The 13,819-nt window shown below is 42.0% G+C and carries 18 protein-coding genes; 3 read left to right on the forward strand and 15 right to left on the reverse strand.

Annotated elements, in window-relative coordinates; all coding sequences use genetic code 11:
- Positions 1–8: 8 nt before the first annotated feature.
- The 6 genes from C805_RS23155 to C805_RS23175 form a co-directional block, all read right to left on the reverse strand.
- Positions 9–212 carry a hypothetical protein gene (locus C805_RS23155; protein WP_016216472.1) on the reverse strand — a complete coding sequence of 68 codons (204 nt, stop codon included), beginning with the start codon at positions 210–212 and terminating at the stop codon, positions 9–11.
- Complete coding sequence (locus C805_RS23160; RefSeq protein ID WP_016216473.1) at positions 209–1,078, reverse strand: ATP-binding protein; 870 nt, start codon at positions 1,076–1,078, stop codon at positions 209–211. The genes C805_RS23155 and C805_RS23160 overlap by 4 nt, the downstream gene beginning before the upstream one ends.
- Positions 1,075–1,557 (reverse strand): hypothetical protein, encoded by a 483-nt coding sequence (locus tag C805_RS26565; protein ID WP_016216474.1) that lies wholly within the window; start codon positions 1,555–1,557, stop codon positions 1,075–1,077. Before C805_RS26565 ends, C805_RS23160 begins: the two co-directional genes overlap by 4 nt.
- 38 nt (positions 1,558–1,595) lie before the next feature.
- Positions 1,596–1,853 carry a phage replisome organizer N-terminal domain-containing protein gene (locus C805_RS26570; RefSeq protein WP_016216475.1) on the reverse strand — a complete coding sequence of 86 codons (258 nt, stop codon included), beginning with the start codon at positions 1,851–1,853 and terminating at the stop codon, positions 1,596–1,598.
- A 189-nt stretch (positions 1,854–2,042) separates the two neighbouring features.
- Positions 2,043–2,372 (reverse strand): helix-turn-helix transcriptional regulator, encoded by a 330-nt coding sequence (locus tag C805_RS23170; RefSeq protein WP_016216476.1) that lies wholly within the window; start codon positions 2,370–2,372, stop codon positions 2,043–2,045.
- 20 nt (positions 2,373–2,392) lie between these two features.
- The gene (locus tag C805_RS23175; RefSeq protein WP_016216477.1) at positions 2,393–2,731 is read right to left on the reverse strand and encodes an HTH domain-containing protein; all 339 of its coding nucleotides are present in this window, start codon (positions 2,729–2,731) and stop codon (positions 2,393–2,395) included.
- 424 nt (positions 2,732–3,155) lie between these two features.
- Here C805_RS23175 and mobC point away from each other — a divergent pair, with 424 nt between their 5' ends.
- The gene (gene mobC, locus C805_RS23180; RefSeq protein WP_016216478.1) at positions 3,156–3,497 is read left to right on the forward strand and encodes a plasmid mobilization protein; all 342 of its coding nucleotides are present in this window, start codon (positions 3,156–3,158) and stop codon (positions 3,495–3,497) included.
- Between the two features lie 425 nt (positions 3,498–3,922).
- On the opposite strand, the gene C805_RS23185 is transcribed toward mobC, so the two are convergent.
- The 9 genes from C805_RS23185 to C805_RS23225 all read right to left on the reverse strand — a co-directional run bounded on the left by C805_RS23185 (position 3,923) and on the right by C805_RS23225 (position 11,439).
- Positions 3,923–5,602 carry a sensor histidine kinase gene (locus C805_RS23185; protein WP_016216479.1) on the reverse strand — a complete coding sequence of 560 codons (1,680 nt, stop codon included), beginning with the start codon at positions 5,600–5,602 and terminating at the stop codon, positions 3,923–3,925.
- Entirely contained in the window at positions 5,599–6,276 is a 678-nt protein-coding gene (locus tag C805_RS23190) for a winged helix-turn-helix domain-containing protein (RefSeq protein WP_016216480.1), read from the reverse strand. Before C805_RS23190 ends, C805_RS23185 begins: the two co-directional genes overlap by 4 nt.
- On the reverse strand, positions 6,273–6,926 hold the full coding sequence (gene phoU / locus C805_RS23195) for a phosphate signaling complex protein PhoU (protein ID WP_016216481.1): 654 nt from the start codon (positions 6,924–6,926) through the stop codon (positions 6,273–6,275). Before phoU ends, C805_RS23190 begins: the two co-directional genes overlap by 4 nt.
- The gene (gene pstB / locus C805_RS23200; protein ID WP_016216482.1) at positions 6,926–7,681 is read right to left on the reverse strand and encodes a phosphate ABC transporter ATP-binding protein PstB; all 756 of its coding nucleotides are present in this window, start codon (positions 7,679–7,681) and stop codon (positions 6,926–6,928) included. Before pstB ends, phoU begins: the two co-directional genes overlap by 1 nt.
- Entirely contained in the window at positions 7,678–8,541 is an 864-nt protein-coding gene (gene pstA / locus C805_RS23205) for a phosphate ABC transporter permease PstA (RefSeq protein ID WP_016216483.1), read from the reverse strand. Before pstA ends, pstB begins: the two co-directional genes overlap by 4 nt.
- A gap of 6 nt (positions 8,542–8,547) precedes the next feature.
- Positions 8,548–9,420 carry a phosphate ABC transporter permease subunit PstC gene (pstC, locus tag C805_RS23210; protein ID WP_016216484.1) on the reverse strand — a complete coding sequence of 291 codons (873 nt, stop codon included), beginning with the start codon at positions 9,418–9,420 and terminating at the stop codon, positions 8,548–8,550.
- 22 nt (positions 9,421–9,442) lie between these two features.
- Positions 9,443–10,249: a phosphate ABC transporter substrate-binding protein gene (locus tag C805_RS23215; RefSeq protein ID WP_016216485.1), complete on the reverse strand. Its 807-nt coding sequence runs from the start codon at positions 10,247–10,249 to the stop codon at positions 9,443–9,445.
- 423 nt (positions 10,250–10,672) lie between these two features.
- Positions 10,673–11,041, reverse strand: coding sequence for a hypothetical protein (locus C805_RS23220; RefSeq protein WP_016216486.1), 369 nt, complete (start codon positions 11,039–11,041; stop codon positions 10,673–10,675).
- Between the two features lie 20 nt (positions 11,042–11,061).
- On the reverse strand, positions 11,062–11,439 hold the full coding sequence (locus tag C805_RS23225) for a TnpV protein (protein ID WP_016216487.1): 378 nt from the start codon (positions 11,437–11,439) through the stop codon (positions 11,062–11,064).
- Positions 11,440–11,784: 345 nt separating this feature from the next.
- Here C805_RS23225 and C805_RS27630 point away from each other — a divergent pair, with 345 nt between their 5' ends.
- Both C805_RS27630 and C805_RS23230 read left to right on the forward strand, forming a co-directional pair.
- On the forward strand, positions 11,785–12,054 hold the full coding sequence (locus C805_RS27630) for a tyrosine-type recombinase/integrase (protein WP_081640374.1): 270 nt from the start codon (positions 11,785–11,787) through the stop codon (positions 12,052–12,054).
- A 319-nt stretch (positions 12,055–12,373) separates the two neighbouring features.
- Positions 12,374–13,237, forward strand: a complete 864-nt coding sequence (locus tag C805_RS23230; protein ID WP_016216489.1) for a hypothetical protein — start codon at positions 12,374–12,376, stop codon at positions 13,235–13,237.
- The last annotated feature ends 582 nt before the right edge of the window (positions 13,238–13,819 follow it).

Here is a 13,819-nt window from a genome sequence, read left to right on the forward strand (position 1 = left end):
TTTTAATTTCAACATATTTTTCCAGGACTTGCCTGCCCCTTATTCAAAAAATGCGCCGCATTCCTTGAAATGTGTTCCTCCGTCTTTTTCTCTATAAGATGTTCAAAGGCTTCCTGCATGGTCTGCGTGCCGCCAAACTCCCTCGTCACAACAAACCTTGTCTGCGCCTTTTTCCCTTTTTTGTCCGTTTTCATTTCCCTGTCCATAATCATAAATCTGCCCCCTCAGCCTGCACCGTCTTATTCTCCATCATCAGTTCTTTAAGGCGTTCCTTTTTCTGCTGTGCCGCTGCCCTGCGGAAATCATCTCCCATAAAGCGGACAGGCGTACACATCTCAAGCAGCCTGCCATAAATGCGTGCGTGGGGAACGTCCTCCGGGTTTTTTAGCTGCTCCGGCGTGAGGTTCGTCGTTGCAATTAACGGTTTTTTGCTGATATACCTGCTGTCAATCACGTTGTATACCTGTTCCAGCCCGTATTCCGTACCCCTCTCCATGCCGAAATCATCAAGGATAAGCAGGGGATAGGAGCAGAGCCTTACAATGTACTCATTTCTGTTTTCCGAGCCATAAAAAAGGTTGTTGAGTATCGTTGCAAAGTTCGTCATACAGACAGGTATTTCCCTCTCCATAAGGGCATTTGCGATACAGCCTGCAAAATAACTTTTCCCCGATCCGACATTCCCCCACAAGACCAGCCCGTGGTTCTCCGCTTTCATCTGCTCCCACAGCTCCACATAAGAGTGTGCTTTTTCCATCTGCGGGCATTTCCCGTTGTCGTTTTGAAAAGTCCAGTTCCGCATCGCCGGATTGGAAAAACCTTCCCGTTTCAGACGCTCCACTTCGGCATTGTGCTTTTCGTCCGCATCCCTCTTTTCCAGCTTTTCACGCTCTGCCCTGCGGCAGTCGCATTCAGACGGGTGCCGGTCACGACCAAACAGAGCCTTGCCTTTAGGAAAATATGCTTCTTTAGGCTTGTGGCATTTCCCACAGTGCAGCAGCCCGTCCTCCCCCATGTAATCCTCTGGCTCCGGCGTGGTGTCCATCATCTGTAAAATTGTGTCGGTCAAACCGTTCATAAGCTGTCCTCCTCACTGTATGAATAATCGGGCATTCCCTTTTTCAGTGCATTTCCTGTGGTTGCTGCCTTTTCAGTGTCCTCCTGCGCCCATTTATAAATCGTGGCGGCATGGTTATGGTACTGTTTCCCGCTTGAAGCAATATGTACGGATAAGCGGTCAATGTAATATTCCCATTTGCCGGGCAGTTCTGTTTTCAAAGCATCAAGTTCCGCATCAGAGAGGAAAATATTATGGAATCTCCCATAAGCGGCGGGGGCGGGCGTGTCTTTCTCTCCCTCTCCCTCTTTCTCTATCTCTTTATCTCTCTCTATCTCTAACTCTCTCTCTACGCGGCAAATCTGTTTCAGGTTGTTGCAGCCTGTTTCATTTGTGTTGCATTGCAACACTTTCTGTCCAAGCGCAAGCTGTTTTTTCCGTTCCCTGCACTCCCTTGAACGTATGGTTGACGCTGTTTCCGAGCCGATGATTGTCGTCACTTCTGTGAGCTGGTACTCGTCATCATCACCAATCTCTATCAGCCCGTGCCGCTGTAAAAATGCAGCGTCAGCTTCACCTTTTCTGCGTCCTCGTCAAGCGCAAGGGCAATCTCTGAAGCGAAGTTGTCCTCCACACCCTCAAAGTAAAGTTTCCCCTCGTCCTTTAACGACAGCAGCATCATTTTCAGATAGATAATTGTGTGCGTATCACCGCCCGCTATGGAGCGCAGCTTCTTGATGCGCTTGTCTGAAAACCAGTCCGCTTTCAGTTTCAGCCAGTAATATCTCTTTGCCATAAATACCTCCTTAAACGCACAAAAAGGACAGCCCAGACTTTTCCCATAAGTCTGTGACTGCCCTTGCGCTGTGTTAATGAAAAATAATTCAAAATCCCTTGAAAACTTTCTGCAAACAATCGGGAAAGATTGCAGAAATATATATTGGATTATGTATTCAGTTTTTAGTGTCAGCGTTCAAATGCCGCCTTAAATTTTCAGCTTGTCCGCACCATATTTGCGAATGATACGGAAAAGAATTTCTTTCTCTTTCCCCTCTGCTTTATCATATAAGCCGCATAAGGTTTTCTGTTCCGTCAGCGTGAGGGTATTGGTATAAGGCTTGTAATTTTCCGTGATGAAAACCCCGCCGCCCTCGCCCGGCTTTGTGTAGACAGGGTAATCAAAAGACAGTGCGATAACGTCATTCATTATCGTGCGCCTTGAAACATCCAGTTCCCATGCAAGCTCCCTCATTGTCGTATGCCCCCTGGCGGATAAAATGCTGATGATTTCCATTCTCCGGTGTGCAGTGTCCATGCCGCACCTCCCGTCATTTTCTATGTAAAACTTCCGCAGTACGGTCCAAATTCATGTATGATTGACAGGACAATCTTCCTGTCATCTGAACCACAGGTCACAGCAACTTTTTCCAAACATTCCAACTGTTCCTGCGTGAGCGAGTTCTGGTGCTGCGACACACCGCCCGCAAGGTAATAACCGCCGTCATATCCCTGCCGTGTAACCACGGGCAGTTCTTCGCCGATGATGTCAAAATCCCTGCGGATTGCTTTCCTGCCGACATGGTATATCTTCATTAATTCCGTTGTAGTCAGCTTTTTCCCCGACAGCAGCATATACTCAATCTCACGCCGCCGCTGGAATGTATTGTCCTTCATGTTTCACCTCCTCCCTCTGTTTAATTCCCTGTGGTTATTATAAAAAAAGTAATATTCCCTCTATGGCTACATTCTTCAAAAAAGTTTGATTATTTTTTCAAAAATGGTAAAAGTTATACCGACTTTTTTTGAACAAATCCCGTATTTATCAGCGTTGCCGAAAAAGTCGGTATAACGTCATAGCAAGCACTGCCTGTGTTCCCTCACAGACTGATTTTTTCCAATTTTCCAAATGACGGAAACTTGGAAAAAATGCTTGTAGGGGGAAGTTTCCCCCTAGCCCCCTCTGCGCTCAAAAATCCATGAAATGCCCTGCTGGAATTTCTCATTTTTTCACTCATTTTTCTGCACAAATATCCCCCATAACGGGATAGAAGATTGTGTAAAATACTTTCATCAATCCATTACAGAAAGGACACTAAAAATGGCAAACAGAGAACGCAAAAACGAGTTAAAAATCTATCTGAGTGACGATGAGCAGTATATCCTTGAGCAGAAAGTAAAAGCCTCCGGCATGAAAAGCAAATCCGCTTTCCTGCGCCGCCAGATTTTGTATGGTTTTGTTTATGACATTGACTATTCCGAACTTCGGGAATACAATGCCGCACTCGGAAAAATCGGCGGCAATCTGAACCAGATAGCAAAGCGCATGAACGCCACAGGAAACATCTATGCCGCTGATGTAAAAGAGGTAAAGGAACTGATGAAAAAAGTGTGGGATACACAAAAAGCCATGCTCTCAAAACAGCCATACATGAAACAGTAAACCGTATCAAAATTTCTGCCACAAAACGGAACAGCAGCAGTCAAAGCGAAACTGCAATAACATCTAAAATCAGACAAATTTCACACCAACAAAAAAGGTGTACCGCAGGTAAGTTTCAACCTTCCTTGCAGTACACCTTGATGTGTATAACCATTCCGTATTTTTCGTTTTTTGCATATATACAGTTTTTGTTTTTTTCTAAACATGACCTGTCCCTCTCTGCCATCTTTTACAAAAAAAGAGAACAGCGTTTTATACTCAAATAAAACCACTATTCCCTAATTTATGAATTACATATTTATGTCATAAAGATTGCATTATCAACCACCATTAGCGTTTGTATTGAATATATAAAACTAATCTTATGACTTCTTTGTAAAATCTAAAAGCTATGTTTTGTATAATTTATGTAAAATTTGAATTTTTTAGGAAATCTGCATCACATCATTTTTATCCTCTTGCAAAAAAATCTGTATGATTGTTCCTTCTCCAGGGCTGCTCTGTAAGTCAATCTGACCATTCAAATACTGTACGGCGTGTTTTACAATAGAAAGTCCCAGCCCCGTTCCACCCGACTCTTTAGAACGGCTCTTATCCACTCTGTAAAACCTCTCAAATATCCTTGCCTGATGTTCCGCCGGAATGCCAATTCCTGAATCCTTTACAGAGATCACAGCCTGATTTTCCTCCCTGCTTACAGAAACCTCCACCATACCGCCATCTTTATTATATTTGACAGCATTATCGCAAAGATTAAATATAATTTCCGTCAATAACCGCCGGACACTTTTTATCCTGACTGTTTCCCCTGTCACAGCAATTTCAATATCCTTTATCGCTGCTATATCCGCCAGCCCCGCAGCCACATCCGTTGCAACCTCATATAAGTCAACATTTTCAAAAGGCATATCGCACCCCTCGTCTAATTGGGATAAACGGATAATATCATCAATCAATGTTACAAGCCGCCCTGCCTCTGTGCGGATATGCCCTACAAAACGTGCCATATCCTCCGGTTTTACAAGACCATTCTCCATTAACTCCGCACTTCCCATGATTGATTGCAGCGGCGTTTTCAGTTCATGTGATACATTGGCAGTAAACTCCCGCCTGTTCCTTTCTGCGAAAGCTTCTTCTGTTATATCAAAGGCAAGGACAACCGCCCCGATTACAGTACCATTAGATTCAATGCGGTTGACATGGAGCTGATACTCTTTTCCCTCACGTTCTATGCGGATTTCGCTGTGTCCGTTTGAAAATGCGTCCTGTATAGCATGGCTCACATCATGGTTCCGCTCCACTGTCAGAAAATCTTTACCTATGCAGGATTTTTTTGTATGGAACAGTTTCAATGCTGCGGGATTGATGTTCAGAATGATGTTTTTTTCATTTAAAAGCACAAGTCCTTCCGTCATGCCCTGCGTAATCTGTGTAAACTCATCATTCTTTCTCTGAAGTTCCGACAACTGTACATCTATCTGCCTATGCTGTTTATTGATACGGTTTAATAAGGGCGCTAATTCTTCATAGGTATCATTTTCCAGCGGTTTTTCCAAATCAAGGCTGTTTAATGGCTCCATGATATGTTTGGAAATCCGGCTTGCCAACACTCCCGACAACACAAGGGCCACGGCAAGCACAATTAAAATCGGCTGTATCATTCCCAATACAAGCAACCAAACAGTAGCACTGCTAACCGAAATTCTAAGGACAGAACCATCGTTAAGCCTTCTGGCACAGTAAAGCGTTTTTTCCAGGAGTGTCGTGGAATAGCGCAGGCTTTTTCCTTCGCTGTTCTGTAATGCCTGCCTGATTTCCTCCCTGTCCGCATGGTTTTCCATACTTTCCTCGTCGGACTGTGTATCATATATCACATCGCCGTTCCCGGCAACCCATGTCAGACGGTACTGATTTGATTGTAATTCCTCAAGATATTCCTGCCCGTTCTTCTCAACGGCTGCGGCTGCCAAAGACAACTCATCTTCTAACTGTTTCCCCTGAACATCACTGAAATAGCGGTAAAGACACCCCATGATGATAACAAGGCTCGCCATCAGGACAGCCGCCGCCACAATCATAATAGACTTAAAAATTTTCTTTGTCATGCCTGCACCTCTAATCTATATCCAACGCCACGCACTGTTTCAATCATTTTCCCATAATCCCCCAGCTTCACACGCAATGTACGGATATGCATATCAACCGTCCTTGTTTCACTGATATAATCCGCACCCCATACATCATTAAAAAGCTGGTCACGGGTAAATGCAATTCCCGGATGAGAGAGGAACAGACGGAGAAGTTCAAACTCTTTTAAAGTAAGCTGTATCCTTTCTCTGTCAACGGTAACAGTATGCTCGTCTAAATTGACAACAAGGTCGCCTGCCTTCAAAAGATGTTCCACTTCTGTGGGATTGCATCGGCGAAGTACAGCTTTCACACGGGAAACCATTTCCATCATTCCAAAAGGCTTTACAAGATAATCGTCCGCACCTAAATCAAGGCTCTGAATTTTATCGTACTCCATGCCCTTAGCCGTTGCCATGATAACGGGAATCCTGCAAGTGTCGGGACTGTCTTTCAGAAATTTCAACAATTCCACGCCGTCCTCTCCGGGCAGCATAATATCAAGGATAATCAAATCCGGCTTATCCGTGGCCAGCGCATCACGAAAAGCCGCCGCATCCGAAAAGCCTGTTGCTTCAAAATCTGTAGAATTAAGCGTGTATACCTCAATATCCCTGATACTTTCATCGTCCTCTACGCACCATATTTTCATAAATTTTCTGCTCCTTTGTGTTTTCCTGTTACAGAAAAAGCCACCCACTCTGCAATATTTACCGCATGATCCCCAATACGTTCAAAGTATTTGGCAATCATCAGTAAATCTAATGCGTATCCTCCATTTGTCGGCTTTTCTGCTATCAGTTCAATCAATGATGATTTGACCTGCAGGAATAAATCGTCAACCACATCGTCACGGTCAATCGCCGCATCAGCCAGCGCAACATCCTGCTTTACAAAGGCATCAATGCTTTCTGTGACCATTTGGCTCACCGCATCAGCCATAAAACGGATATGTTCACATTCCCCGCCTGTCCGCCCGTCAAGAAATGTAATAATTTCTGCAATGTCCGCCGCCTGCGTTCCAATACGCTCCATATCGGTAATCATTTTAAGGGCTGCGGAAATCTGCCGCAAATCCCCTGCCACCGGCTGTTGCTGTAACAACAGTTTCAGGCACAGCGTTTCTATTGTGCGCTCCATATGGTTAATTTCCCCGTCAAGGGATATAACCTTATCTGTCAGCTTCACATCGCCCGCAGAGAGCGCCCTTGAAGCAATTGCAATCGCTTCCTCACACATTGCCCCCATCCTCGTAAGCTCATTATTAAGCGTAGCAAGCTGTTCATCAAAACGACTTCTCATTATCCAAACCTCCCCGTAATATAATCCTCTGTCCGCTTGTCTTTTGGCTGCTCAAACATCTTTTCCGTATTTCCATATTCAATTAAACTACCGAGGAGAAAGAATGCAGTATTATCGGAAATCCGTACAGCCTGCTGCATATTGTGCGTAACGATGATAATAGTATACTTATCTTTCAGTTCCATTGCAAGTTCCTCAATTTTAGATGTGGAAATCGGATCAAGGGCGCTTGTGGGCTCATCCATCAGAAGCACATCCGGTTCAACCGCTAATGCACGGGCAATGCAGAGCCGCTGCTGCTGACCTCCCGACAATCCTAATGCCGATTTTTTCAGCCTGTCCTTTACTTCCTCCCAGATTGCAGCTCCACGCAGGGAGTGTTCTACGATATCGTCCAGTTTTGCTTTATTTTTTATGCCATGTGTCCTTGGTCCATAAGCAATATTATCATAAATACTCATCGGAAACGGATTAGGCTTTTGAAAGACCATGCCAATGCTGCGGCGAAGCTCATTGACATCAATATCTGCATCAAAAATATTATAATTCCTATAACACACTTCTCCCGTAATCCTTACACCAGTAATAAGGTCATTCATTCGATTTAAAGATTTAAGAAAAGTAGATTTTCCACACCCGGAGGGACCAATCAGAGCTGTAATGCTCCGTTCCTCAATTTCAATATTTATATCTTTCAAAGCCTGCGCACTGCCATACCAAAGACACAGGTCTTTCACTGTCATAACATTACTCATACAATTCTCCTTCTTTGGAAATATCTGCCCACCAATGCCGCCGACAAATTGATGAACATAGTCAAAATCATCAGGATAGCGGCAATAGCAAAAGCAATTCCAAATTCTCCGTTTTCCTTTGCATAGACATATAATGCAACTGTCAGTGTTGCCCCTGCACTGCCAAGCCCCTCAAAGATTCCATTCAGAGCGTGGGCAAAACCAGCCGTAAAAAGAAGTGCCGCCGATTCCCCAAGAATACGCCCGACAGACAGGATACAGCCCGTTATGACACCTTCAATACAGCCGGGAAGTACAACGGTATAAATCACACGCCATTTTCCAGCCCCAAGTCCGAAAGCACCTTCACGGTAACTTTGCGGCACCGTTTTCAGGCTCTCCTGAGTGGTACGCATGACCGTGGGCAGATTCATGATTACCAGTGTAAATGCCCCTGCTAAGAGGGAAGTTTTCATACCAAAAAACTGACAGAAAAACAGCATCCCCACAAGACCATAAATAATAGACGGAATCCCCGATAATGTTTCAGCAGTGTATTCAATCATTTCTACCAGCTTTTTATTTTTGGCATATTCCGTCAGATAAATTGCAGCACCTACCCCAAGAGGAAGAACCAATACCAAAGTTGCCAGCACAATATAGACCGTATTGAGAATATCCGGCAGAATCCCTATGCGGTTCGACAGATAACTCGGTTTTGTAGTAAGCAGTTCCCATGATACATTCGGCAGTCCTTTCCACAATACATAGCCGATTAAAAATAATACCAATGCACAGGTAACGCTCACGGAAATTCCCATCAGCACACGCATGACGGTAATGTATGCTTTCCTTTTAGTTGAAATAGATTGTTTTTGCATTTTCATTTACTCCTTACTATGTTTCAAAAAGAAATTCAACACGGCATTTATCAGCATGATAAAGAGGAACAGCACCAACGCAATGGAAAACAATGCCTGTTTTTGTAAACTCCCGTCAGCCGCATAGGACATTTCACTTGCCACGGCGGTTGTAAGGAAACGTACACTTTGAAACATCCCCGGCATATTAGGTGCGTTCCCTGCCACCATCATAATAGCCATTGCCTCTCCGATAGCCCTGCCAACTCCTAACACGACAGCCGCTGCGATACCGCTTTTTGCTGCCGGAACAGATACACGGAAATATGTTTCAACCGGCGTTGCTCCAAGTGCAAGGGAAGCATCCTCATATTCCTTTGGAACTGCTTCTAACGCCGTAAGCGATACTTTGATAATTGATGGTAAAATCATAATGGCAAGCACTATAATGGCAGCAAACAGACTTGCCCCGTCCGGAATATGAAAGAGGGTCCGTATCCCCGGAACAAGCACCATCATTCCTACAAGTCCATAAACCACTGACGGAATGCCCGCCAGCAGACTGACCGCCGTTTCTATAACAGTTTTTACTTTTGGCGGCGCAATTTTAGAGAGGTAAACTGCTGCCAGAAAGCCAACCGGCACTCCGATTACAATTGCACCAGCCGTACCGTAAATACTTGTGAGGATAAAAGGCAAAATGCCATATTGCGGCTGTGCTGCCGTAGAAGCCCACTTTTTCCCAAAAAGGAATTTCAAAACACCTATTTTACGGATAGCAGGAATACCGGATATGACAAGATAAATTGTAATTAAAAGCACACAGCCAACCGTAATCAGACCAAGTATCAGGAAAATGCCATGTATGGCATTCTCCATAAGCCGTTTTCTGTTTTTCATTTGACTCCACCTTTCAAAGCCTTTAGTTTACCGGCACAGCACCCGCAGATGAGATAATCTCATTTGCTTCAGATGATGTAATATAGTCAAAGAATTTCTGTGCAGCCTCCGAAAGTTCTACATTGCTCCTTGTAACTAATACAAAAGGGCGCTGCACTACATAACTTCCATCTTTGACTGTTTCCTCCGTAGGCATAATGCCGCTGACAGAAAGTGCTTTTACAGTTTCCTTTACGGACGCAAGGGAAGCATAACCGATTGCCGCAGGATTGCCTGCCACCGTTGTGATCACATCTCCGGTAGATGTAAGTTCCTGACGGTATTTGCAGACATCTTCCGTATCTGTAATGGATTCAAAGCCATCTCTTGTACCACTTCCCGCTTCACGGCCAATCAGTACAATTTCCAAATCATTACCGCCTATCTCCTTCCAATTCGTTATTTCGCCCCTATAAATTCTGCCAATCGTTTCAAGGTCAAGGTCATTTACCGGATTATCAGTATTTACAATAACGGCAATGCCATCAAGAGCCAGTATCGTTTCAGTCAACCCCTGTGCCTTTTCTTCATCCTTTAAGTTACGGCTGGAAAGACCAATATCACAACGTCCCTCTGCAACCGCTGTAACTCCAGAACCGGAGCCGGTAGGATTATATGTAAAGGTTACGCCGGAATTGTTTCCCTCAAAGGCTTCTCCCAAAGCGCCAATGACTTTTTCCATAGAAGTTGAACCGTCCGTAGATACCGATCCACTGACTGTTTTCCCACATCCTGTCATAGCAGTAAGCATAAGTGATACAATCGCAATAAGTGTGACAAATTTTTTCATGATACATTTTCTCCTTTTCTATCTGATATTTTTTGCTCTGTGATTATTATGATAAGTGCTGTCTGTAAAATCAAAAACACAACTTTTGTCAAATATTTGTAAAATTTGCAGACTTATCATTAAAGACCGCATTATGGAAAAGTGCATAACTGGCTATTCCGTCATGGATAACTGTGTTCACAGCACATGGAAAAGCAAAGTGCAGCTTTCCCACATCCTGTAAACACAGTTACCCACAACTCCATAAAACAGGCAGTTATACACTTTCCCACAATGCCTACGCCTGCGGAATCCATCTCATTCGTTCCTCTTTTATAACTTTTAGACAATATGTCCAAAAGTGAAAAGCCCTGCATATCATACACAGAGCCATTCTAATCTTTTTCCCTCTATATAGGGCATTGACTTTCCGTAAAACTGATTTTACAGAGTTATACCCGCCTTTCTTGCAAAGTCGGCTTTTTTCGCAATAATTGACGATTGTTTTTCTTTTGAAAGGCAGTTGAATACTTCCTCATAGATGATATTATCTAACTGCATTTTCTTTGCTGTCAGATACAGTGTTGTATCGAACCATGCCTGCCAAAGAGCATCAAACAATGCTCTGCCGTCCGTGAAAGTTGCATCTTCTTCAAAGCCATGCGGCGGCTTGTAATATTTCAGCTCCACAAAGCCGTATCTGCCCGCATCAAGCACCACGATTTTCTCCATCTCGTACAGTTCCGCAAACGCATCAGTTACTTTTTGGCACTTTGCACGTTCTTCCTCTGTAATATAAACTTGTTTTTCCATATTACTTTTGCCTCCATGATTTAGATATAAACCATCTCATTTTTAACTATTTCCTCTGCCCGATATCGGATACTGTTCATCTTCTGAACCCATTCCCATTGATTTTTTGCTTTTAATTCCTCCGTCACTCCTTCGACAATCTTCATCTGTTCCATGATAATATCTAACCGTTTCTCTGCCTGCTCATTCAAATCGGCAAGATATGTCCACAATTCACAAGTCAGTAATAATGCTGTGTAACGTGCTGAATGTTCCTGCTTCAGATAATCCCGATGTAGCCGACCAAAATATCCAATCGGACGGTTTTCTTCCGGCAGTTTCAAATCAGGGATATAATAATCCCCTGCCAGTATATAATCAATACCATTTTCCGTTATCCGTTCCTTTAATTCACTCATACTTTTCCTCCTGACATACTTTCGTTTTGGTTGATTCAACCCATTATTCCCTTATATACTTTTTCAGACGTACAGAATTGTACCAGATAAAAAGAAATAAAAAAGACATGATTAGCTGAATTGTCGGCTGATCGTGTCCCTGTTCTGTTTATTTTTGTTTTGGGCAGCCAACTCTTCACGAATAAGTATGGCATATCCCTGCCTGCTCTTTTTAAATTTCTTTTGTTTTTTCTGGTTCATGCTTTTTTGATACATCACATAATTTCATTACATCTTTAATAACCTGTAAAATTATCTGTTTTTCTTCTCTGGTTCTGTCATTTATCTGCGCAACAATCTGCAGAGATAAAGAATCTTCTTCCTGAAAGTTTTACAAGAAAATGGGCAAGAACTTTAGAAATACATGGACTGCGCCATATCAAACTTCATGGTACAAGACATAGTGCAATCTCTCTCTTATTATCGGAAGGAATACCCCTGCATATCGTACAGCAAAGGGCTGGACACAAAGACCCTCAGATTACATTGGCAGTCTATTCCCATGTTGCAAAAGATAAACAGAATATAGTGGCTGAAAAACTGGATAACCTGATATTTTCAGCAGTCAATGAATAAAAATTACCTGATTACCATTCAGATACAAAGGCAGTACCATCCTGTAAACAAAAAATGCCCGAAATCCCGTAGAAAAAACAATTATAAAAAATTTTAGGAAAAACTCTGTTTCTTTTCTCTGAAAATCAACAGTTCAGATATATACTTTACTGAAAAACAATTATTTCAGAAAGATAAATTTTTATGTGATTAAAATTTTAGCGGGATTTCGGGCAAAAAGTTTTCATTGTAAACATAAAAATTTTTCAGTATAATTATGATATAACAGAATTAAGTTTTATTATTTCATTTTACAAATTTATCAAACCGAGGTGATGAGGTGAAGGAAAAAACAAAAAATATAACAGAGGCCATGGCAAAACGTACCGCAAAAAACAGCGTATTCCTTGACCTTTTTCAGAATAAGAATTATCTCTTAAAGCTGTATAAAACGCTTCATCCGGAAGATATCACAGCAACAGAAGATTCATTGACCGATATAACAATAAAAAATGTGCTGACTGACAATTTTTATAATGATTTAGGCTTTATTGTTGACAATAAGCTGATGATACTTATAGAAGCACAATCTACATGGACAATTAATATTTTAGTAAGAGCTTTGCTATATCTGGCACAAAGCTATCATGAATACTTTCAACATACCGGACAAAACTATTACAAAAGCAAAAAAGTAAAAATGCCAAAACCCGAACTTTATGTTATTTTTACAGGCAATAAAGGAAGAAAGCCAGATAAAATATCTTTATCAAAAGAATTTTTTGAAGGTGCAGATATTGACATTGAAGTAAAAGCAAAAGTTATCTATGAAAGCGACCAGGATAACATCATTAACCAGTACATTATTTTCTGTAAAGTTTTTAATGAACAGACTGGGCAGCATGGAATGACACAAAAAGCAGTGTCAGAAACAATCCGCATTTGCAAAGACAGGAATGTTTTAAAGGAATATTTGCTTGAGAGAGAAAAGGAGGTTGTGACGATTATGATGAGTTTATTTAATGAAGAAGAGATTTTGAAGTCGTTTATTGAGAGTGAAATACATGATGAAGCAAGAGAAACAGCAGAAAGAATGATTAAGGACGGGGAACTCTCACTGGAAAAAATTGCACGTTATATACCATCTTTATCTATGGACGAACTAAAGCAACTTGAAGCTGAGATTATGCAGTTATATCCGTAAGCCGAATCGTTTGGCAAATAAGTATGCTCTGGAATGTAACATAATGAATAATATAAAATGCCCGAAATCCCGTTAAAATTTTTATATGCTTAAAATTTTAACGGGATTTTGGGCAAAAAGTTTTCAATTTAAAAACGAAATGCTTTTTTGAAAAGCATAGAAACACATGGAATAGTATGTTATAATTTCTGTGTTGCTCACCGATACCCGGCAACGGGAGGAGGTGATTTCATGTCAATACTCATATCATTTTTAGTTACTGTCGCGGCTGGTGTGGCTTGCCACTACATCATCAAATGGTTAGACAGTAATGATAAGGGCAACAAATAGCCTACTGGATTCTTTTCCAGTATAAACAAAAAGAAGAATCCCTCAACTATGGTCGCATCACGGTTGAGGGATTCGTTCTTTGATTTCATGTTATACTCATATCTTTTTGCCTAGTGGCATTATATCATATGCAGATAATTTCTTCAATATACTTTTTATTAAATTTTCCTGAACATATTGGGCGCGAATCTGGGCGCGAACCGCTTCTTCTGATTTTCTTTGAAATTGCAGATTAGGTGCTTTAAGATACCT

This window comes from Eubacterium sp. 14-2 (assembly GCF_000403845.2).
Taxonomy (GTDB): Bacteria; Bacillota; Clostridia; order Lachnospirales; family Lachnospiraceae; genus Petralouisia.

Coding starts and splice junctions, on each gene's coding strand:
- C805_RS23225 (WP_016216487.1), bottom strand. CDS start 11,439: ATGAGTGAATTAAAGGAACGGATAACGGAAAATGGTATTGATTATATA.
- C805_RS26570 (WP_016216475.1), bottom strand. CDS start 1,853: ATGGCAAAGAGATATTACTGGCTGAAACTGAAAGCGGACTGGTTTTCA.
- mobC (WP_016216478.1), top strand. CDS start 3,156: ATGGCAAACAGAGAACGCAAAAACGAGTTAAAAATCTATCTGAGTGAC.
- C805_RS23220 (WP_016216486.1), bottom strand. CDS start 11,041: ATGGAAAAACAAGTTTATATTACAGAGGAAGAACGTGCAAAGTGCCAA.
- C805_RS23185 (WP_016216479.1), bottom strand. CDS start 5,602: ATGACAAAGAAAATTTTTAAGTCTATTATGATTGTGGCGGCGGCTGTC.
- pstC (WP_016216484.1), bottom strand. CDS start 9,420: ATGAAAAACAGAAAACGGCTTATGGAGAATGCCATACATGGCATTTTC.
- C805_RS23170 (WP_016216476.1), bottom strand. CDS start 2,372: ATGGACACTGCACACCGGAGAATGGAAATCATCAGCATTTTATCCGCC.
- C805_RS23190 (WP_016216480.1), bottom strand. CDS start 6,276: ATGAAAATATGGTGCGTAGAGGACGATGAAAGTATCAGGGATATTGAG.
- C805_RS23155 (WP_016216472.1), bottom strand. CDS start 212: ATGATTATGGACAGGGAAATGAAAACGGACAAAAAAGGGAAAAAGGCG.
- pstA (WP_016216483.1), bottom strand. CDS start 8,541: ATGCAAAAACAATCTATTTCAACTAAAAGGAAAGCATACATTACCGTC.
- C805_RS23160 (WP_016216473.1), bottom strand. CDS start 1,078: ATGAACGGTTTGACCGACACAATTTTACAGATGATGGACACCACGCCG.
- pstB (WP_016216482.1), bottom strand. CDS start 7,681: ATGAGTAATGTTATGACAGTGAAAGACCTGTGTCTTTGGTATGGCAGT.
- C805_RS23175 (WP_016216477.1), bottom strand. CDS start 2,731: ATGAAGGACAATACATTCCAGCGGCGGCGTGAGATTGAGTATATGCTG.
- phoU (WP_016216481.1), bottom strand. CDS start 6,926: ATGAGAAGTCGTTTTGATGAACAGCTTGCTACGCTTAATAATGAGCTT.
- C805_RS23215 (WP_016216485.1), bottom strand. CDS start 10,249: ATGAAAAAATTTGTCACACTTATTGCGATTGTATCACTTATGCTTACT.